This is a genomic window from Burkholderia sp. 22088 (assembly GCF_052045915.1).
Lineage (GTDB): Bacteria > Pseudomonadota > Gammaproteobacteria > Burkholderiales > Burkholderiaceae > Burkholderia > Burkholderia cepacia.
In genome coordinates this window covers 15,994-34,755 of sequence record NZ_JBQEPY010000029.1, presented here as the reverse complement: position 1 = coordinate 34,755, position 18,762 = coordinate 15,994, and the positions used below count along the sequence as shown (strand labels likewise).

At 64.6% G+C, this 18,762-nt stretch carries 19 protein-coding genes; 7 read left to right on the top strand and 12 right to left on the bottom strand.

Annotated elements, in window-relative coordinates; genetic code table 11:
• The first annotated feature begins 148 nt into the window (after nt 1–148).
• Both ACTJLD_RS38775 and ACTJLD_RS38770 read left to right on the top strand, forming a co-directional pair.
• On the top strand, nt 149–754 hold the full coding sequence (locus ACTJLD_RS38775; RefSeq protein WP_059708685.1) for a TetR/AcrR family transcriptional regulator: 606 nt from the start codon (nt 149–151) through the stop codon (nt 752–754).
• Between the two features lie 63 nt (nt 755–817).
• On the top strand, nt 818–1,297 hold the full coding sequence (locus tag ACTJLD_RS38770) for a nuclear transport factor 2 family protein (protein ID WP_440661427.1): 480 nt from the start codon (nt 818–820) through the stop codon (nt 1,295–1,297).
• A gap of 497 nt (nt 1,298–1,794) precedes the next feature.
• Here ACTJLD_RS38770 and ACTJLD_RS38765 read toward each other — a convergent pair whose 3' ends face one another.
• The gene (locus tag ACTJLD_RS38765) at nt 1,795–2,880 is read right to left on the bottom strand and encodes a tartrate dehydrogenase (protein ID WP_440661425.1); all 1,086 of its coding nucleotides are present in this window, start codon (nt 2,878–2,880) and stop codon (nt 1,795–1,797) included.
• A 117-nt stretch (nt 2,881–2,997) separates the two neighbouring features.
• Here ACTJLD_RS38765 and ACTJLD_RS38760 point away from each other — a divergent pair, with 117 nt between their 5' ends.
• Nucleotides 2,998–3,921, top strand: coding sequence for a LysR substrate-binding domain-containing protein (locus ACTJLD_RS38760; protein ID WP_059688150.1), 924 nt, complete (start codon nt 2,998–3,000; stop codon nt 3,919–3,921).
• 158 nt (nt 3,922–4,079) lie between these two features.
• On the opposite strand, the gene argC is transcribed toward ACTJLD_RS38760, so the two are convergent.
• Nucleotides 4,080–5,027 carry an N-acetyl-gamma-glutamyl-phosphate reductase gene (gene argC, locus ACTJLD_RS38755; RefSeq protein WP_060359459.1) on the bottom strand — a complete coding sequence of 316 codons (948 nt, stop codon included), beginning with the start codon at nt 5,025–5,027 and terminating at the stop codon, nt 4,080–4,082.
• 120 nt (nt 5,028–5,147) lie between these two features.
• Between argC and ACTJLD_RS38750 the strand changes: the two genes are divergently transcribed.
• The gene (locus ACTJLD_RS38750) at nt 5,148–6,032 is read left to right on the top strand and encodes a LysR family transcriptional regulator (protein WP_059693277.1); all 885 of its coding nucleotides are present in this window, start codon (nt 5,148–5,150) and stop codon (nt 6,030–6,032) included.
• 75 nt (nt 6,033–6,107) lie between these two features.
• Here ACTJLD_RS38750 and ACTJLD_RS38745 read toward each other — a convergent pair whose 3' ends face one another.
• From ACTJLD_RS38745 to ACTJLD_RS38730, 4 genes are read right to left on the bottom strand one after another with little or no spacing between them, the layout of a single operon-like run.
• Nucleotides 6,108–6,572: a hypothetical protein gene (locus ACTJLD_RS38745; protein WP_060073287.1), complete on the bottom strand. Its 465-nt coding sequence runs from the start codon at nt 6,570–6,572 to the stop codon at nt 6,108–6,110.
• A gap of 60 nt (nt 6,573–6,632) precedes the next feature.
• The gene (locus ACTJLD_RS38740; RefSeq protein WP_027790186.1) at nt 6,633–7,850 is read right to left on the bottom strand and encodes a patatin-like phospholipase family protein; all 1,218 of its coding nucleotides are present in this window, start codon (nt 7,848–7,850) and stop codon (nt 6,633–6,635) included.
• Nucleotides 7,847–8,632, bottom strand: a complete 786-nt coding sequence (locus ACTJLD_RS38735) for a 3-hydroxybutyrate dehydrogenase (protein WP_048021178.1) — start codon at nt 8,630–8,632, stop codon at nt 7,847–7,849. Before ACTJLD_RS38735 ends, ACTJLD_RS38740 begins: the two co-directional genes overlap by 4 nt.
• A gap of 52 nt (nt 8,633–8,684) precedes the next feature.
• Complete coding sequence (locus ACTJLD_RS38730) at nt 8,685–9,425, bottom strand: acetoacetate decarboxylase (RefSeq protein ID WP_021157498.1); 741 nt, start codon at nt 9,423–9,425, stop codon at nt 8,685–8,687.
• Nucleotides 9,426–9,868: 443 nt separating this feature from the next.
• On the opposite strand from ACTJLD_RS38730, the gene ACTJLD_RS38725 reads away from it, so the two are divergent.
• Nucleotides 9,869–10,450, top strand: a complete 582-nt coding sequence (locus tag ACTJLD_RS38725; protein ID WP_059684729.1) for an undecaprenyl-diphosphatase — start codon at nt 9,869–9,871, stop codon at nt 10,448–10,450.
• A 24-nt stretch (nt 10,451–10,474) separates the two neighbouring features.
• On the opposite strand, the gene ACTJLD_RS38720 is transcribed toward ACTJLD_RS38725, so the two are convergent.
• The 6 genes from ACTJLD_RS38720 to ACTJLD_RS38695 all read right to left on the bottom strand — a co-directional run bounded on the left by ACTJLD_RS38720 (nt 10,475) and on the right by ACTJLD_RS38695 (nt 16,316).
• A complete protein-coding gene (locus ACTJLD_RS38720; RefSeq protein WP_059699138.1) occupies nt 10,475–10,699 on the bottom strand; it encodes a hypothetical protein in 225 nt (74 codons plus the stop codon).
• Nucleotides 10,700–10,866: 167 nt separating this feature from the next.
• Nucleotides 10,867–11,688, bottom strand: a complete 822-nt coding sequence (locus ACTJLD_RS38715; protein ID WP_176115590.1) for a siderophore-interacting protein — start codon at nt 11,686–11,688, stop codon at nt 10,867–10,869.
• Nucleotides 11,689–11,725: 37 nt separating this feature from the next.
• Complete coding sequence (locus ACTJLD_RS38710) at nt 11,726–12,439, bottom strand: PadR family transcriptional regulator (protein WP_027790182.1); 714 nt, start codon at nt 12,437–12,439, stop codon at nt 11,726–11,728.
• 831 nt (nt 12,440–13,270) lie between these two features.
• Complete coding sequence (locus tag ACTJLD_RS38705) at nt 13,271–14,479, bottom strand: alpha/beta fold hydrolase (RefSeq protein WP_226150706.1); 1,209 nt, start codon at nt 14,477–14,479, stop codon at nt 13,271–13,273.
• Between the two features lie 70 nt (nt 14,480–14,549).
• Nucleotides 14,550–15,152 (bottom strand): permease, encoded by a 603-nt coding sequence (locus ACTJLD_RS38700; protein ID WP_136470088.1) that lies wholly within the window; start codon nt 15,150–15,152, stop codon nt 14,550–14,552.
• A 69-nt stretch (nt 15,153–15,221) separates the two neighbouring features.
• Complete coding sequence (locus tag ACTJLD_RS38695) at nt 15,222–16,316, bottom strand: NmrA family NAD(P)-binding protein (RefSeq protein ID WP_440661420.1); 1,095 nt, start codon at nt 16,314–16,316, stop codon at nt 15,222–15,224.
• Between the two features lie 231 nt (nt 16,317–16,547).
• On the opposite strand from ACTJLD_RS38695, the gene ACTJLD_RS38690 reads away from it, so the two are divergent.
• Nucleotides 16,548–17,081, top strand: a complete 534-nt coding sequence (locus tag ACTJLD_RS38690; protein ID WP_134255904.1) for a winged helix-turn-helix transcriptional regulator — start codon at nt 16,548–16,550, stop codon at nt 17,079–17,081.
• Between the two features lie 341 nt (nt 17,082–17,422).
• On the top strand, nt 17,423–18,718 hold the full coding sequence (locus ACTJLD_RS38685) for an MFS transporter (RefSeq protein ID WP_027790157.1): 1,296 nt from the start codon (nt 17,423–17,425) through the stop codon (nt 18,716–18,718).
• The last annotated feature ends 44 nt before the right edge of the window (nt 18,719–18,762 follow it).

Here is an 18,762-nt window from a genome sequence, read left to right as displayed (position 1 = left end):
AGTGAGCGTCGCGCGTCCGCTTCAAGAAAAAATGTCGTAAACGCGGCGGACTTGCATCGCGCGGCCAGGTTGCGATTCAGCCCTCCCACCAGCAGGGCTTTTTCATCCGGGTGTTGACGGTGGAGAACGATCGTTCTACCGTAAACCCATGAACACACATCACGACCCTTCCGGCGAACCGGGCGTTCGCGACCGGCTGCTCGATGCAGCCGAAGCGCTGATCTACTCGGGCGGCATCCATGCAACCGGTGTCGATGCGATCGTCAAGCGATCCGGCGCGGCGCGAAAGAGCTTTTATTCGCATTTCGAATCGAAAGAGGCGCTGGTGCTGGCCGCGCTCGAACGTCGCGACGAGCGCTGGATGCGCTGGTTCGTCGACGCGACGCTGGCGCGCGGCAAGGCACCGCGCGTTCAGTTGCTCGGCATGTTCGACGTGCTGCGCGACTGGTTCGGGCAACCCGACTTTCACGGCTGCGCGTTCCTCAACGCATCGGGCGAGATTCCCGATGCCGACGATCCGGTGCGCGTCGTCGCACGCGCGCACAAGGCACGCTTGCTGGCGTTCGTGCGTGAGCGGTTCGATGCGTATGCCGATGAAACCGGCATCGAGCGCCGTGGGCTCGCGCGCATCGCGCGTCAGTGGCTCGTGCTGATCGACGGCGCAATCGGCGTGGCGCTCGTCAGTGGTGATGCAAACGCCGCGCGCGATGCGCGCGCGACGGCCGAACTGCTGCTCGACGCGGTATCACGATAGTCGAAGCAGCGAATCCGAACCGGCCGCGGTCGTCCGTGGCCAGAACCTGAACAGGAGCAACCCATGTCCGTTTCCCTCGAAGTTCGTCCGCCCGTTCCGCCCTTCACGCTCGAAACGGCGCGCCAGAAAGTGCGCGCCGCCGAGGACGCGTGGAACACGCGCGACCCGCAGCGCGTGTCGCTCGCCTATACGCCGCAAAGCCGATGGCGCAATCGCGCGGAATTCGTGACCGGCCGCGACGAGATCGTCGGGCTGCTGCAGCGCAAGTGGGCGCGCGAGCTCGACTACCGGCTGATCAAGGAGCTGTGGGCAGTCGACGGCAATCGCATCGCGGTGCGCTTTGCGTACGAATGGCATGACGATGCCGGCAACTGGTTCCGTTCGTACGGCAACGAAAACTGGGAGTTCGACGAAAACGGGCTGATGGCGCATCGTCACGCGAGTATCAACGACCTGCCGATTCGCGAGCAGGATCGTCTCTATCACTGGCCGCTCGGTCGTCGTCCGGACGATCATCCCGGGCTGTCCGATCTCGGCCTGTGACGCGCGTGTCGACTCGACGGACCGACGAACGCATCACCGGGCTTCAACGGTGAGGAAATTCGGGAGTCGATGCGCTGAAGGTGAGGTTTTTCGGGACGAGGGGAAATGTCGCGTCGGACTGTGTGTTTCGAGCCGTTCGACGCGGCATCGTCCCGGGCAAAGCGGACATGCCATGCACGTCGCGATCTCGTGATGCGCGTATCGGTATGCAACGGTGTGCTTCACCACGTGATGCATCTCACCGATCGATCGGGGCCGGTAGCGGTTTGACGATCGGTGTGCACGCGTGTGGCGTGCAACTCACCGATCGTATCGACGTCGACGACGGATGGCGCGTGCAGTGCGCGTTGCGGTGCGACGTTGCTCACCGCTCGACTTCACCAGGCAGGCGCAGGAATTCGCACACGTGCGCAAACGCATGGCGTGCAACTCACCGCATATCGATTCGTGCAGCCTTTGCCCGGCGCGTGTGATTGCGATTGCGCCGGGCCTGATCGTCAGCCCGCGATGCGCGCGGCGATCGCCTCGCCCACTTCCTGTGTCCTCGCGTTGCCGCCGAGATCGCGCGTATGCGGCCCCGTGCGCAGCACGTCCTCGATCGCGGCGACGATCGCATCGTGCGCTTCGCGTTCGCGGCCTGCGCCGTTGCCGAGGAAGTCGAGCATCAGGGCCGCCGACCAGATCATCGCGACCGGGTTCGCGATGTATTGCCCCGTGATGTCGGGCGCGGAGCCGTGCACGGGTTCGAACAGCGACGGAAACGTGCGGTCGGGGTTCAGGTTCGCGGACGGCGCGATGCCGATCGTGCCCGTACACGCGGGCCCGAGATCCGACAGGATGTCGCCGAACAGGTTCGACGCGACGACGACGTCGAAGCGGCCCGGCTGCAGCACGAAACGCGCGCACAGGATGTCGATGTGCTGCTTGTCGACGGCGATGTCGGGATAGCGTTCGGCCATCTCGGCCGTGCGCGCGTCCCACCACGGCATGCTGATCGCGATGCCGTTGCTCTTCGTCGCGACGGTGAGGCGCTTCGCGCGCCGCTGCGCGAGTTCGAACGCGAATTTCAGCACGCGCTCGGTGCCGTGACGCGTGAAGATCGCCTGCTGCATCACGATCTCGCGATCGGTGCCTTCGAACATCGTGCCGCCGACCGACGAATACTCGCCCTCGGTGTTCTCGCGCACGATCATGAAGTCGATGTCGCCCGCGCGGCGGCCGGCGAGCGGCGACGGCACGCCGTCGAACAGGCGCGCGGGCCGCAGGTTGATGTACTGGTCGAATTCGCGGCGGAATTTCAGCAGCGAGCCCCACAGCGAAACGTGATCGGGTACCGTCGCGGGCCAGCCGACCGCGCCGAACAGGATTGCGTCCATGCCCGAGAGCTGTGCCTTCCAGTCGTCCGGCATCATCTTGCCGTGCTGTGCGTAGTAGTCGCAGCTCGCCCAGTCGATCTGGACGAAGTCGAAGCGGATGCCGAAGCGCGCGGTCACGGCGTCGAGTGCGCGCAGGCCCTCGGGCATCACTTCACGGCCGATGCCGTCGCCGGGGATCACGGCAATTCTGTAGGTCCTGTCGGTCATGCAAAGCTCCTTGGCTGGTGGGCTGGCCGCGGGGAGAGGTAGCGGCGCGTCACGTCATTCTATTTATTTCCATCTGGATTAAAATCGCGCGAAAGGTTAATCGACTTTCCACGAATCGTGAACAAATCGCCGAATCTCGACGACCTGCGCGTGTTCAGCCTGGTCGTCCGCCTGACCAGCTTCAGCGCGGCCGCCGAGCAGCTCGCGGTGTCGCCGGCCTATGTCAGCAAGCGCATCGCGTTGCTCGAGGCGCAGCTCGGCACGCGCCTGCTGCATCGCTCGACGCGCCGCGTGACGGTCACGGAAGCAGGCGAGCGCGTGTTCGCGCGCGCCGAGAAGATTCTTGACGACGTCGATCATCTCGTCGAGGACGTGTCGACCACGCGCACGGTGCCGCGCGGCACGCTGCGCATTTCGAGCAGCTTCGGCTTCGGCCGGCACGTCGTCGCGCCGGCGCTGCTCGACTTCTCGGCACGCTATCCGCAACTGAACGTGCGGCTCGATCTGTTCGACCGGCTCGTCGACGTCGCGGGCGAAGGCTACGACCTCGACGTGCGCATCGGCGACGAGATCGCCGATCACCTGATCGCGCGCCGCCTTGCCGCGAACTACCGCGTGTTGTGTGCGTCGCCCGACTATCTCGCCCGGCGCGGTACACCGCGCTCGCTCGCGGATCTTGCATCGCACGACTGTCTTGCCATCAAGGAGCGCGATCACCCGTTCGGCGTGTGGCGGCTGAACGTGCGCGGTGAAACGGCCACGGTGAAGGTTGGCGGCGCGCTGTCGACGAACCATGGCGAGGTCGCCGTGCAATGGGCGCTGGCCGGGCGCGGCATCGTGCTGCGTTCGATCTGGGAAGCCGCGCCGCTGATCGAACGCGGTGCACTGTGTCGCGTGCTGCCGGACGCAATCCAGCCCGCGAACATCTGGGCCGTGTATCCGGAGCGCGTCGCGGCGTCGGCGAAAGTGCGCGTGTGCGTGGATTTTCTGATGGAGACGCTGGCCGGTTTGAATGCCGCGGCGGGTGACGATACGGCCTGAAACCGGCTAAAGGTGAGCTTTTACGGGGGCATGTGCGCAGCATCGGCAGGCCCCGTTTCCGGCTCGCAACCGCGTCGCGAGCCGGTCGCGTCGAACGGGTATCAACACATCGCGGTCGCGAGGTGCCCGGCCTGCCGACGCTGGTGCCCGCACACGGCTTACGCCGCTTTTGCCGCGCCTGCCGCCCCGAGCATCAGGTCGAGATTCTGCACGGCTGCGCCGGATGCGCCTTTGCCGAGATTGTCGAACACGGCGGACAGCAGCACCTGGCCGTGCTCGGCATTGACGAACACGCCGAGCCGCATGTCATTGGTGCCGTTCAGCGCTTGCGGATCGAGATGCGTGATCGCATGCGTGTCCGCGAGCGGCGTGACGTCGACGTGGCGCGACTCGGCGTAATGGTGCGCGAGACATGCATGCAGTTGCTCACCGGTCACACCGGCAGGGAGCAGCCGCAACTCGATCGGCACGGTGAGCACGATGCCTTGCCGATAGGCACCGTAAGCCGGCACGAACAACGGACGGTTCGCCAGACCGGCATGCAGCTGGATCTCGGGCGGATGCTTGTGCGCGAGGGCGAGGCCGTAGACCTGGAGCGGTTTCGCGCGTGAAGCGTCGTCCGACTCGAATGCGTCGACGGCCGCTCGCCCGCCACCCGAGTATCCGGACACGGCATGGATGCTCACCGGGTAGTCGCGCGGCAGCAGCCCGGCCTGTAGCAGCGGCCGCAGCAGCCCGACCGCGCCGGTCGGGTAGCAGCCCGGATTGGTGACACGCCGTGCGTGTGCAATTGCCCGTGCCTGCCCGTCGGCCATCTCGGGAAAGCCGTAGACCCATTCCGGCTGCGTGCGATGGGCCGAACTCGCGTCGATCACGCGTACCGCCGGATTCCGGATGAAGCCGACCGCTTCGCGTGCGGCCGCGTCGGGCAGGCACAGGATCGCGATGTCGGCCGCGTTGATCGCTTCGGCGCGCCGCACGGGATCCTTGCGCTCGGCCTCCGGCAGCGCGACGAGCCGCAGGTCGGTGCGTCCGCGCAGGCGCTCGTGGATCTGCAATCCGGTCGTCCCTTGATCGCCGTCGATGTAGACAGTGGGCTGGCTCATGGTGGTCGCGTTCCTTCGGTTCGGTCGTCGGGAAAGCCGTATCGTCCACCGAGCGCCTAGAATAGGAAAAGTTGAATTTACTGACCATCAGATTCAGTTTTCTTGAACGAGAGGTGGAGAATGCGGGAGATCAGCCTGGACCGCCTGCGCACGCTGGTCGCCATCGCGGACCAAGGGTCCTTTGTCGCCGCGGCGCAACTGCTTCACCTCGCGCCGCCGACCGTCAGCCTTCACATTGCCGAACTGGAGAACCGCATCGGCGCGCCGTTGCTGTCCCGCACGCGTGGAAACGTGCGGCCGTCGCCTATCGGTGAAGTGCTGGTGGAGCGTGCGCGCCGCCTGCTGGCCGAGGTCGAATCCACGCTGGACGATGTGCAGCGACAGGTGCAGGGGTTGACCGGACGCGTACGCCTCGGCGCATCGACCGGGGCGATCGCGCACCTGCTGCCGCAGGCGGTGGCCCGCTTGCGCGAGCAGCATCCGGATATCGATGTCCAGATCGCGGTGCTCACGTCGCACGACACGCTGGCGCGCATCGCACAGGGCACGCTCGATGTCGGGCTGGTGGCGCTGCCGCAGACGGCGGTCGCGGGGCTGTCGATCCGCGCGTGGCGGCGCGATCCGGTGATGGCGTTTCTGCCGGCGGACTGGCCGCTTCCGGCGCGCGTGACGCCCGGCTATCTGGCCGCCCGCCCGCTGATTCTCAACGATGCGACCACCCGCCTGTCACGGCTGACGACGGAATGGTTCGCGCTCGGCGGCCACCGGCCGGAGCCGCGGATCGAACTCAACTACAACGATGCGATCAAGAGCCTGGTCGCCGCAGGTTACGGCGCGACGCTGCTGCCGCACGAGGCGGGCGCCCCGCTACCCGATGCGCGCATCGTCATGCGGGCGTTGCGCCCGGCGTTGTGGCGTGAATTGGGTATCGCCCATCGGGCGGGGCCGGTCGAGCGGGCGACACAGCATGTACTCGATGCGTTGTGGGCGCTCGGCGCGCGATAGCGCACCGGCATGCGGGCCAGGCGGCGCGGCGGTTCATGCGTGCATGCCGTGCCCGTGCATTCACGGCATGCCGTCTCAAAGTCGGTTGTCCTTCGCGAGCGTCAGCACGCGCGCCCAGCGTTGCGCGTCGCGCTTGTCCATCATCGGCAGCTTCCATTCGCTGCGCACGCCATCGCGCACGTGCACGACGAGGTGCCAGCGGCCGCCGATCGGCGCGGCCTGGCAGCCGTCGAGCTGCGACAGCGTATAGCGGCCGTCCGCGCCGTCGTGCGACAGCCACAGCAGCCCCTGCGTCGCGGACACGCGCAGCTCGCCCCACGCGCGGTGCACGACGTGGGTCCAGCCTTCTTCCTTCGTATTCGGTGCGATGTCGCGGTGGCGCTTGATCCACCAGGCGACCAGCGCGATCAGGATCGCGGCGGCGAGCACGGCGGCCGCGATCGCGACCGGCTGGCCGAACTGCGCGGCGATGACGTGAAACAGGTGAACCGCGCCCCATCCGGCAGCGATGAGCGCGAACAGTGCAATGAAGATCGGCATGTCTGATCGGAGAAGAGGACGGACCGGCGCATGCAACGCGCCGATCCGTCGCGCACGGCATTACCGTTTGCGGTGAATGTCGTGCGTCACGAAGCCCGCGTCGTTGTTGGGCAGCGCGAGGCCGTCCTTGACTGCGAGCGTCTTGCGGATGTCGTCGAGACCCGCGGACCAGTGGTCACGCATCGTCGACAGACCGAACTGATAGTCCTTGTAGTGATGCTCGTACGCCTTCTGCTGGTAGATCAGGTGCTGGATGTTGTACTTCTTGCTGGACGACATCGCATCGGCCTCGACGCACCAGGGATCCGCCTTGCGCTGCTCTTCCGGCACCTGCTCGAGCACGTGGCGCAGCACGTTGCGGTAGCGCTGTTCGCGCTGCAGCGTGTCGGTCACGAAGCGCGTGCGGCTCGAGTACTGCACGTCCTTCGTGCGCTCGGCGACGTCGGCCATCGTGCGCGGCAGCGGCCCGCGCGCGCTCCACAGGTCGACCTGGAACGCGAGCGTGTCGCGGCGCGGCCGTGCGCGGAGCACTTCCATCAGCGGCGTGTTCGACACGACACCGCCGTCCCAGTAGTACTCGCCGTCGATCTCGACCGGCGGGAACGCGGGCGGCAGCGCGCCGGACGCCATGAAATGCTCGGGTGCCAGACGGATGCGCGAGTTGTCGAAGTACACGAAGTTGCCGGTGCCGACGTTGACCGCGCCGACCGACACGCGCGTTTCGCCCGAATTGATCCGGTCGAAATCGCACAGCTTCAGCAGCGTCGCGCGCAATTGCGACGTGTCGTACCAGCTGATCTTCTCCGGATGATCCGACACGCCCGGCAGCGGCGGCGGAAAGCGCGGCACGAAGAAGCCCTGCTGGCCCTGCATCATCGCGCTCGCGGCCTGCGACGCGGTGAAGAACGTACGAACCTGGTCGATGCTGTTGAACAGCGCGAACTCGAATGCGGCCGGAACCGTCGGGAAGAACGCCGGCTTGCAGATCGTTTCCCAGAACTCGCGCAGCCGCTCGACGCGATGCTCGGGCGCATTGCCCGCGATCAGCGCGGTGTTGAGCGCGCCGATCGAGATGCCCGCGATCCAGTCGAGCGGAATGCCCGCCTCGTGCAGCCCTTCGAACACGCCGGCCTGGTACGCGCCGAGCGCGCCGCCGCCTTGCAGCACGAGCGCGATCGTTTCGTACGGCAGCGTGCGCGCGGCGGCCGGTGCGCCGGCCTCGTGATGCAGGTCCGCCGCATCGACGGCCTGCTTTTCGGTGCGGGCGTGCGGCTTCATTGCATGAACCAGCCGTGGCTGACGATGAACGACTGGCCCGTGAGCGCGGCGCTCGGGAACGCCGACAGGAACAGCACCGTCTGCGCGACGTCCTGCACCGTCGTGAACACGCCGTCGACCGTATTGCCGAGCATCACCTTCTTCACCACTTCCTCTTCGCTGATCCCGAGCTCCTTCGCCTGTTCCGGAATCTGCTTGTCGACCAGCGGCGTGCGCACGAAGCCCGGACACACGACGTGCGAGCGCACGTTGTGCTTCGCGCCTTCCTTCGCCAGCACGCGGGCCAGGCCGAGCAGCCCGTGCTTGGCCGTCACGTACGCCGACTTCAGCGGCGACGCTTCGTGCGAGTGCACCGAACCCATGTAGATCACGACACCGCCGCGATCGTCCTTGTACATGTGCTTGAGCGCGGCCTTGGTCGTCAGGAATGCGCCGTCGACGTGGATCGCCTGCATCTTCTTCCAGTCGGAGAACGAGTAGTTCTCGATCGGGTTGACGATCTGGATGCCCGCGTTCGACACGAGGATGTCGACCGAGCCGAACGTTTCGGCCACCTTGTCGATACCGCTGTTCACGGCTTCCTCGTTCGTCACGTCCATCGCGACGCCGATCGCCTTGCCGCCCGCCTTGACGATCTCGTCGGCAACGGCGTTCGCACCGTCCTGGTTCAGGTCGGCGATCGCGACGGCCGCGCCCGCTTTCGCGAGCTCGAGTGCGATTTCCTTGCCGATGCCGCTCGCGGCGCCCGTGACGACTGCGGTCTTGCCATTCAGGTTGCTCATGTTCGAATTCCCGTGGTGAAAGGTTTGACAGGGAGAAAGGACTGCGGACGTGTTACTGAGCCAGGTAATCGTAGACGACTTCGCCGAGGCCCAGTGTCAAATCCGCGACGATGTGCCGGGCTTCGACGATTTCGAGCACGGGCAGGTCGGCGACCGGCGCGAGCGCGTGCGGCGCCAGCTCGAGCGATGCGGGGCCCGTCCACGCGCCTTTCATCTTGATGTCCTGCATGTAGTAGCGGACCAGTTCGCAGACGCGCGCGGTGCCGTCGACGTGCGGGATGATCTTCAGCAGGAAATTGGGGCCGGCAAGACGCTTCGTCTGCTCGTCGATGTCGAGTTCCTTGTGCTTGTAGCCCATCGTGCCGGTCGCGACGCGCACCTTGCCGTAGTCGAGCGTGCCGAGGAGGTGGTCGGTGTTCACGTGCAGCGTGGGCGATGCGAGTTTCTTCGGGAAGCCCCACAGTTCGCGGCCGCCGGCGATCGGCGGGTGATCGTCGAGATACATCGCGAGCGTATAGCCGCCCGGCTGGCCGTTGTACTCGACGGGAATGACCTGGCCGCTTTCGGTGTAATCGCCGAAGCCGGTCGAATCGGCCATGCGGATGAATTCGTAATGCACGAGCGGCTCGGTGACCTGCAGCGGCTCGGGGACGATTTCGCGGAGACGGTCCGGATCGGTGCGATACGTGATGATCAGGAACTCACGATCGACGAAACGGTAAGGGCCCATCGGGAAGGCAGGGCTGGTCAACGGCATCGCAAACGCTTTCGATCGGACATCGCTGGGTTTCATGCGGACTCCTTGTTGTTGATCGCTTCGTGGATGAGTGCTCGTAAGCTCGTAATCCTATGCCTGTGCGTTGCCGTTGTGCGATGCCGCATCTGGAATTAATTGTTGCCGATTTCGTAGAATTCGACGCGTAAATATTGAGATGAATGATGCAAACGGCCTGGACGGCACCCGGCGTCCCGATGTTCGCATGCATCGATGACGTCACGATGTGAAAAAGGTGAGTCTTTACGGGACGGCAGGTGAGCCTTTCCGGGAGGCGGTCGCGCGGGAATGTGACAATTGTGTGAACTTGTGCTGCAGTGCAAGCTCTAAGTGCGTTCGCCGCGGCGGGCTTCGTCGCGTGCGTCCGCCCCATTAAGCATCGCTTAAGCGGGAGCGCCCTAGCATCGTTCGTATCAGGCCGGGCAACCGGCCGAGTTTTTACGCCTCACGCAACCGGATTCATGCAGACCCTCAATCTCACCCTTTTTTCCGCCATCAACGCCGGGGTTGCGCCGCAGCCGGGCGTTGCCCGCCTCGCCATCTTCGCCGCCGACTGGCTCGTCTATGCGCTGCCCGCGATGCTGCTGCTGACCTGGATCTTCGGCGCGCGCACGACGCGGCGCCAGGCGATCGAAGCCGGCGTCGGCGTGTGCGTGGCGATCGCGCTCGCGCAGGTCATCGGACATTTCTGGTTCTCCCCGCGTCCGTTCATGGCCGGCGTCGGCACGCAACTGATTCCGCATGCGCCGGACAGCTCGTTTCCGAGCGACCACATGACGTTCGCGTGGAGCATGGCAGTCGGGTTGATGCTCGGCGGCACGACCCGGCTCACCGGGTTCGCGATGGCCGTGTTGGCCGCGGCGATTGCATGGGGGCGTATCTATGCGGGCGTGCACTGGCCGTTCGACATGGCGGGCGGCGTGCTGGTCGGCACGGCCGGCGCGCTGGCCGCGCATCTGTACGGACAACGCGCGACCGCGCTGCTCGAACGGCTCGGCGATTCGGTGCATGCAGTCGTGATGGGGCGCCGACACGCGCCGTAAGCGGGGGGATCGGGCCGGACGCCGTCAGCCGGGTGTCCTGGCCGATTCAGCCGATGCGGATGGCCCGCCGCCCGCATCGTGCAGTTCGGACGTATCGGCCGGATGTTGCGCGGCGTCGCGGTCGAGCGCGCTTTCCTTCAGGATCGCGCACATCGCGACGAACAGCGCGAGTACCACCGCGGCAAGGCCGCAATAGCCGGCGATCTTCAGGTTGCGAAGGAAAGGCGAAGCGGGGCTTTCTTTTGTCATGACCGGACGCTCCTGGGCGGGCTGCGACGGCTGTCGCCCGACAGCGGCGTCGCACACACAGATATATACCAGTCGCGATAGCAGTGCCAAGCCCGCTGGTGCGCCGACGCGACGATTGTGTCATCCGCCGGTCAGCCGGGTACGCCTTTGACGGCTACCCGCATCCGTCAGTCTTCCAGGGTTTCGTGCACGGCCGCCGCGCCGCGCTTCCAGTAGGCCGCCGCGCGGATGCGCGATTTGTCGACGCCGCGCTCGCCGGTCAGGTGCTGGCGTACCGCGCGTATCGACAGCGCTTCGCCTGCCGCCCACACGTAGCCGTCGCCGGACGGCGGCAGCGGCAGGTCGCGCACGGCATTCAGCAGCACGTCGCCGTTCGCGGCGTCGGCTTCGGCGCGGAAGCGCCAGATTTCATGCACGTCGGCGCGCGTGTCGAACGCGATCTGCGCGGTGCGATCCGCGACTTCCATCACGACGGCCGCGCGCACACCGGCCGGCAATTCCTCGAGGCGCCGCGCGACCGCCGGCAGCGCCGTATCGTCGCCGATCAGCAGGTGCCAGTCGAAACCGGTCGGGACGACGAACGAACCGCGCGGGCCGCCGATACCGAGCCATTGGCCGACGCGTGCCTGTGCGGCCCACTGCGACGCAGGGCCCGGGTGGTTCAGCACGAATTCCAGATCGAGTTCGCGGGCGGCGCGGTCGAAGCGGCGCGGCGTGAAGTCGCGCGCGACCGGCCTCGGTTCGCCTTCCGGAAACTCCGGACCGTTCGCGCCGAGCGTCGGCATCGCAGGCCGTTCGGCGCCGGGCGGCGGGAAAAATACCTTCACGTGATCGTCGAACGACGCGGATTCGAAATCCGCGAGATCGGGGCCGCCGAGCGTGACGCGCAGCAGGTGCGGCGTCACGGCGTGCACGCGCAGGACCTGCAGCAAGCGGAACTTGAGGGTGTGGCGCACGCGGGTCACGGTGCGCTCGGATGTGTTCTGCATCAATCCGTTCTCCTGAGGTTTGACGGGACGGCGCGGATCACGCGCCGGTGCCGCCTTCGATTTCGGCCGTCGCACGGCGCAAGATGGCCGCGACGCGGCGCTGTTCATCCGGGCCGGCTGCGCTCTTGTGCAGCAACGCGCGCTTGAGTGCGAGGCGCGCCTCGACGAACTCCGGCAGCCAGCCTGCTTGCGTTTCGTCCTGCGTTTCGTTGCCCGCCGATTCCCCGGCGAACGCACGGCGCATGAATTCCATCTTGCGCGCGAGGTGCGTGAGGCGTGCGAACAGCGTATCGACCCGTTCGCGCTGGGCGTCGAGATGGGTGCGGCCGGCGTCGGTCAGTGCATAACGCTTGCGGTTGCCTTCCGCCTGCGACGCGACGAAGCCGACTTCTTCGAGATACGTGAGCGCCGGATACACCATGCCGGGGCTCGGGCTGTAGAAACCGTTCGAACGCGTGTCGAGCGCCTTGATCAGCTCGTAGCCGTGGCTCGGTTGCTCGGCGACGAGCGCAAGCAACAGTAACTGGAGATCGTCGGAGCTGAACTGGCGGCCGCGTGGCATGCCGTCGTCGCCGAAATCGCCAAAGCCGCCGCGTCCGCCACGGCCGCCGAACGGGCCGCCGCCACCGAACGGATCGTGGCCGCGGCGGTGGCGGCCGATCGCGTACCAGAGACCGGTGAACCAGTCAGGGCGGGCATGCGCACCATGACCGTCGCTTCGGGCATGGCCGCGGGAAGGGTTGTGTCGCATGATCGTGTCCTATATGTCGGAAAACATATCTAAAGATATATATCGAAAGATAGGCCGTCAAGGGGATTTATTGGGGGATGGATGGCGGTGACTGGCGAAAAGGTGACCACGCTTGTTGGAGCAACCGCCGAGCAGGAGGGGCGAAGATTGTGTTCCAGCGATGTAACAAATGGGGCACCAACTGGGCGGGCACTGTACGAGCGTTGCGCATCGAGCGCCGCAGGTGTGGCGCGGCTCGAAACTTGTGGTGTTTTCTGGGTAGCGAAAATTCAACGCTCTTGAATTTCAGTGACGGTTCGCCGATAACGCCGCACTCTTTGTCGAGTGCCTGCATGACGGCATATGCGATATCGATCGACTGCATCCGGATATGGGGCTGCCGCCCGGGCACCACGTGAACCAGGTACTCGCGCCCAGCGGATATGCGATCGAACCGCCCGACCTGATCGTCGGGCTTATGGGTTCGGTCGCTGCTGTGCCCGAAAATGTGCCGTCCCTCGATACCCAGGCCAACGAACCGATCCAGCGCTCGCTGGCCCAGTCGGGAGATCTGCTCAATTCATGCAAGCGGTGTAGCGGGAGTGCTCTGTCCTCGGCGATGAAGTCATCAAGACATTCGGGACGCAACGTTAGTTGCTTGCGGTCCTCACCTTCGACAAAACGCCCGATCGTCGCCTCTCATCGGAACGGATTGCTCCAGTCCAGGTGATCGAACGCGTTTCTACACAGTCTCGGCCAGTGGCTGCCACTGGCCGATCCTTCAATAGACCGCTCAATTGCCTCATCGAGATTCAGAAGAGGTCGCCGCGGCCCCATCTCTCGTAGAACACATCATGAGCCGGCTGAAACCGGAATCGGCCAGATATCGCCAAGACTCGCTTGCGAGGGTGCATCGCCCAGCCATTGCATGAATTCGCCCACATGCCGCGCCCAAAGATCGGGACGAGTCATCGTGAAATGGCCCGGCGATGACGGTGTGCCCTGCTGCACCAGATACCGGCCATGCTGAAGCGTCGGCACAAGTCGCTCGAGAACGCGCAGGGTGTCAGGGTTGAATTCGTCGTCGGAGAAATTCAGGGCAAACAGCTTGGCCCGAATCCTGGAAAGCCCAGGCTCGGGATCGTAGTCAAACGATGACTTGAGCGAATAAAGAATGTCGTTCGCGTCGACATGCTCCGCCTGGAAGCGCACGGTCGCAAGAAACTTGCTTGCCGCCGCGCCGTCCGGAATTTCCTGCTGTAGCGCGGGCGCACTGTCGATCATCATTCGCAACACCCCGAAGCCTTGGACCCAGCCGCGGGGCGTTTGCGTGTACTCCCCGCTCTTCCAGTCGGGATCGGAGCGGATCGCGTCGATCACCATGCGCCGCCACAGCAGATTGCGGCCCGAGACCGTAATCGGTAGCGAGACCACGGGCATGACGCCGTCCATCATGTCGGGATATGTTTCCGCCCATTGCCAGGCGTTCATGCCGCCCATCGACATGCCGAGAATCGCATGAAGATGCTCGATGCCCAAGGTTTCGGTCACCAGCTTGTGCTGGAGATCGACGATGTCGCCGTAATCGTAGTTTGGAAATTTCGCCCTTAACCCGTCACTCGGTTTGCTCGACTGGCCGTGGCCCACGTTGTCGGGAAAAATCAGGTAGTAGCGATTCGCGTCGAGCGGACGTCCGCGGTCGAACAGGGCTTTTGTGTAAGTCGGACTCAGCAGCGTTCGACTGTCCGCGCCGGTCCAGTGCAGGACCAGGACGGCGTTGTCAACGGCGCCATGGGCATTGCGATGCGGCGTGCCGAGCGTTGCATAGTGGATCCTCAGCCGGGGCAGCGTCTCGCCATCCCGGAACCGGTAGTTGTCGAACCAGGCATCGGCCTCGACGGCCGTCGGATTCGCGCGCTGGTCCCACGGCGCCGTCGCTTCGCCGGCGGAGGCGGCCGACGGGATACCGGGCTGCGCCGAGGCGGTGTCCTGAAACATGGGGCCGCACAGCAGCAAGCCGAACAGCACGCTGGCTGCGGCACGGGTACGACGAAAGTTCACGATGATTTCCTTATCCGATTGAAGAAGCGGTTTCGTACAGGGGGCACTAGCGCCGTTGCTTCGGCAAGCTTCACCGCACGTTCGAAAGGCTCGGGCGGCGGCGCAGCAGGTCGAACGCCATGATGTGGCTCGCTCCTGAAATTCCGACGCCGTAGAACGGGATCAATGCCATCGGCAGCGTCTGGATGCCGGACATGCGGGGATCGTTGAGCAGGAAGTAGGTCAATCCCGTACCGACCGCCACGACGAAATCTGCGAACCCGAACAGATGAAAGATCAGGTACCGGTTGCGCGTTTTCGGCAGCATGGTGACGCCGAACGCCATTAACCCCGCGATGAGGTCGCCCCAGCCGGCGTTCCTGACGAATGCTTCCGGCAGGAGATCGTGCGCCCCGTACCAGAAGAAGACCAGCGCGGCCGCAATCCGCCAGATATGAAACGCCGTCAGCGTTCTTAGCCCGATGGTCGCGATGTATGTGCGAAAGCTCCGGGACATCGAATAAACGGCGACTGGCGCCACGATACCGAGGGCAATGAGGCAGGCGAGCCCCAGCGGGTAGACCGCTCGATAAACCCCCGCTTCGGCCGCCGCGGCAACGGCTAATCCCCAGACGATCAGCACACCCAGCAAGCCCGTCCCGCCGTTCTTCCGGATCTCGACGATTTGATTCATTTCCGAATCCAATTAGGTTAACTAAGCATTGATCGAATTACCGGTATCGACTGGACGTGACGCCGTAGATTAAAGCGCGCCTTTTCTGCCGTCTTCGGACAGCTTCAGAAGCGGGACCGACTTGAGCAGGGTTTCCGGCTGCACCCGCTCCCAGAGACTTCCTTTGCCTTGCTGCCGGCCACGCTCGTCTTCGCGTCGAAGCCATTGCTCGACGGTCCGGATGCGGTTCGGATGGATTTCGTCGAGTAGCGCGTAGTCGCGGCGGATGACGCCGTGTTTCCAGATGTTCCAGAATCCTGTGAAGTTGTCGCGGAAACTCATCGTGCTCTTGTCATTCGGGTCCGCGTTGTATCCGGCGGGCGAGCTCGCCGCCATCTTGAGCGGGCCGTTCCAGTAAGTGTCCAGATCCGTGTCGATGTAGCGCGCAGGATGCCCCGTTACCCGTTCGAATGCCTCGGCCAGCTTCCCGTACTCGACGTGCTCAATGGCGACCTGGAGATCCATGCCGTTCGCGCGCTCCGGGTGATCGAACAGCCAGCGCGCGTAGTAGCCGCAATCCTCCAGTGCGACATGCGGCACCGCACCGTTGCCGAGCGGCACGCGCCAGGTGACGACTCCGTCCTCGACGAAGGGCATCATCGGCGTCATCGCCGAAATGGCCATCTCCATGTATGGCCCGGTGGTGAACACGGCCGCGCCCATGCGGTCCCGGTTCGTCTGGTTCTGGAACAGGATCCATTCGCCTACGCGGCCTTTGCCGTCGTAGTGGCCAGCACGAAAGCGCGAATCGTAGCCGGCCTGTTTGAGCGCGTAGTCGAGGTTGCCATACACGAAGAATTTGATGCCTTCTTCCAGCGCGATTTCGTAGCAACGCATCGCCCAGTAGATCTCCGTTTTCTCGCCGGTGTTGAACCCGTCCAGATTGACGTACGCACCGTCGCAGCCGCGAAAGCCTGCCCGCAGAACGGCTTCGTCGGCAAACGTGCCTTTCAGGATCGACACGTTGCCGAGTGCGAGCAGCGCCTTGGCGCGCCGGGAATCGGGATCTCGGCTCAACGCGCGAACGGAATACTTGCCGTCCGCGACGAGCGCGCTGATGACAGGCAGGCCCTGCGCGCCTGTACCACCGATGACGAAGATTCTGGAAGTGGCATGGGAAGGCATGATGGTTTCCTTGAGTTCGATGCTACGGACGCCCACCGACGATGCCGGTCAACAAGTGGGACACTCACTCTTATAATAAGAGTGAGTGTCCCACAAGACAAGAACTTTTCGGCATTTGAACCGGGAAGGCGACGGGCTCTTGGGTGGAAACGTCCTGTCGACGTTTGCGCGACTCTTATAATGAGACTCACCCTCGGCGACGATCGCCGGGGCTAATCTGGGAAACGGCTCATGCGCTCGAAGGGTTTTGACGGAATGGTGTGCCCGATTGCCGGCGTCATGGCGGCGATCGGTGACCGATGGGGCTTGCTGATACTTCGCGACCTTGTCTGCGGGCTCAGCCGGTACGACGAGTTTCGCCAGTCGTCCGGCATAACCAACGCGACGCTCAGCGACCGGCTCAAGCATCTGGAGGCCAACGGCCTCGTTGAGCGTAGGCGCTATCAGGTGAATCCGGAGCGATTTGAATATCTCCTGACTCACAAGGGCTGGCAGATCGCCCCGGTGATGCCGGTACTCGCCCAGATTGGGGACAGTCTGGAAGTTTCCGGAGCTTCGGCGCCTCCGATGAAGTTCGTGAATCGAAAGACGGGAGCCGAGGTGCGGTGGAGCTTTATCGATCAGGAGACGGGGGAGCAGACCAACGCGGCGGATTTGGAGATCCAGGAAGGTCCCGGCGCGGACGAGCTGGTCCGCTGGCGCCTGTCGCACGGTAACCGGCGTCGCCGAAAAGCAGATCCGCCAGGCGGACGATCGCCTGCTTGATGGTCGCCCGGGTTTCTCCGTCGAACTCCATCGGGTCCTTCTCGGACACCTCGTCAGGCAGCATGCTGCGCCGGCGATCGTGGGCGATCCTGGCGAGCAGCGCATCCTCGGCCCTCGCCGAGTGTTTCGCTTGATCAGCTCGACATCTCGTGATGCCCGACGACCTCGCCAGTTAGGCGTGCAGGCGCTGATCGAAACTGGCGAGGCCGTGTCGATTGATAACCTCCTTGCATCAATTCTTCCAAAAATCGCACTTATCGTTTGATCGACGTCGAGCGAACATTCCGGAAAACCACAATCGACCCGCCCCGCATATTTCCGGATTTTCAGGAGACACCTCGATGCACCCCTCGTCCAGCCTTCCGGCCGAACGTTCGAAGGCCGCCGCGATTTTTCGCGTCACGGCCGGCAATTTTCTCGAGCAGTTCGACTTCTTCCTGTTCGGCTTCTACGCCACGCAGATCGCCAATGTCTTCTTCCCTGCGCAAAGCGAGTTCGCTTCGTTGATGATGACCTTCGCCGTGTTCGGCGCCGGCTTCCTGATGCGGCCGCTGGGCGCAATCGTGCTGGGCGCGTACATCGACGAGGTAGGCCGCCGCAAGGGCCTGATCGTCACGCTGTCCATCATGGCGAGCGGCACCATCCTGATTGCGTTCGTGCCGGGCTACGCGTCGATCGGGCTGCTGGCGCCCGTGCTCGTACTGATCGGGCGGCTGCTGCAGGGCTTCTCCGCAGGCGCCGAGCTGGGCGGTGTATCGGTCTATCTCGCCGAGCTGGCAACGCCCGGCCGCAAGGGCTTCTTCACCAGCTGGCAATCGGCCAGCCAGCAGGTTGCGATCGTCATCGCGGCGGGCCTCGGCTTTGCGCTCAATCAGTGGCTGAGCGCATCGCAGATCGCCACCTGGGGATGGCGCGTGCCGTTCTTCGTCGGCTGCATGATCGTGCCGTTCATCTTCATGCTGCGCCGCAACCTGGAGGAAACCCAGGAATTCAAGGCGCGCAAGCATCGCCCGGGCATGAAGGAAGTGTTCGGCACGCTGGTTCAGAACTGGGGCGTCGTGGTCGCCGGCATGATGCTCGTCGCGATGACCACCACGAGCTTCTACCTGATCACCGTCTACGCGCCGACCTTCGGCAAGACGGTGCTGCATCTGAGCACCGCCGACAGCCTGCTCGTGACGCTCTGCGTCGGCGTGTCGAACTTCGTGTGGCTGCCGATCGGCGGTGCGCTGTCCGATCGGTTCGGCCGTCGGCCGCTGCTGGTCGGCATGACAATGCTCACCGTCCTGACCGCCTATCCGGCGCTGTCGTTCCTCGCTCACGCGCCGTCGTTCGCCAACATGCTGCTCGTCCTGCTCTGGCTCTCGTTCATGTACGGGATCTATAACGGTGCGATGGTCGTCGCGCTCACAGAAGTGATGCCGGTGCAGGTGCGTGTCGCGGGCTTCTCGCTCGCCTACAGCCTCGCGACGGCCGTGTTCGGCGGCTTCACGCCGGCTATCTCGACCGGGCTCATTCACATGACGGGCGACAAGGCCGCACCCGGCTACTGGATGAGCTTCGCCGCGGTGTGCGCGCTGCTTGCGACGTTCGCGCTCTACCGTCACCGCACGGCGACGCTCACGCCGGCGCATTGATAGCCCATCCGAAACTTCACCCCCACACACGAATTCGCATGACC

Coding starts and splice junctions, on each gene's coding strand:
- ACTJLD_RS38710 (WP_027790182.1), bottom strand. CDS start 12,439: ATGCGACACAACCCTTCCCGCGGCCATGCCCGAAGCGACGGTCATGGT.
- ACTJLD_RS38745 (WP_060073287.1), bottom strand. CDS start 6,572: ATGCCGATCTTCATTGCACTGTTCGCGCTCATCGCTGCCGGATGGGGC.
- ACTJLD_RS38750 (WP_059693277.1), top strand. CDS start 5,148: ATGCGGGAGATCAGCCTGGACCGCCTGCGCACGCTGGTCGCCATCGCG.
- ACTJLD_RS38685 (WP_027790157.1), top strand. CDS start 17,423: ATGCACCCCTCGTCCAGCCTTCCGGCCGAACGTTCGAAGGCCGCCGCG.
- ACTJLD_RS38770 (WP_440661427.1), top strand. CDS start 818: ATGTCCGTTTCCCTCGAAGTTCGTCCGCCCGTTCCGCCCTTCACGCTC.
- ACTJLD_RS38740 (WP_027790186.1), bottom strand. CDS start 7,850: ATGAAGCCGCACGCCCGCACCGAAAAGCAGGCCGTCGATGCGGCGGAC.
- ACTJLD_RS38735 (WP_048021178.1), bottom strand. CDS start 8,632: ATGAGCAACCTGAATGGCAAGACCGCAGTCGTCACGGGCGCCGCGAGC.
- ACTJLD_RS38725 (WP_059684729.1), top strand. CDS start 9,869: ATGCAGACCCTCAATCTCACCCTTTTTTCCGCCATCAACGCCGGGGTT.
- argC (WP_060359459.1), bottom strand. CDS start 5,027: ATGAGCCAGCCCACTGTCTACATCGACGGCGATCAAGGGACGACCGGA.
- ACTJLD_RS38765 (WP_440661425.1), bottom strand. CDS start 2,880: ATGACCGACAGGACCTACAGAATTGCCGTGATCCCCGGCGACGGCATC.
- ACTJLD_RS38730 (WP_021157498.1), bottom strand. CDS start 9,425: ATGAAACCCAGCGATGTCCGATCGAAAGCGTTTGCGATGCCGTTGACC.
- ACTJLD_RS38695 (WP_440661420.1), bottom strand. CDS start 16,316: ATGCCTTCCCATGCCACTTCCAGAATCTTCGTCATCGGTGGTACAGGC.
- ACTJLD_RS38700 (WP_136470088.1), bottom strand. CDS start 15,152: ATGAATCAAATCGTCGAGATCCGGAAGAACGGCGGGACGGGCTTGCTG.
- ACTJLD_RS38720 (WP_059699138.1), bottom strand. CDS start 10,699: ATGACAAAAGAAAGCCCCGCTTCGCCTTTCCTTCGCAACCTGAAGATC.
- ACTJLD_RS38715 (WP_176115590.1), bottom strand. CDS start 11,688: ATGCAGAACACATCCGAGCGCACCGTGACCCGCGTGCGCCACACCCTC.
- ACTJLD_RS38690 (WP_134255904.1), top strand. CDS start 16,548: ATGCGCTCGAAGGGTTTTGACGGAATGGTGTGCCCGATTGCCGGCGTC.
- ACTJLD_RS38775 (WP_059708685.1), top strand. CDS start 149: ATGAACACACATCACGACCCTTCCGGCGAACCGGGCGTTCGCGACCGG.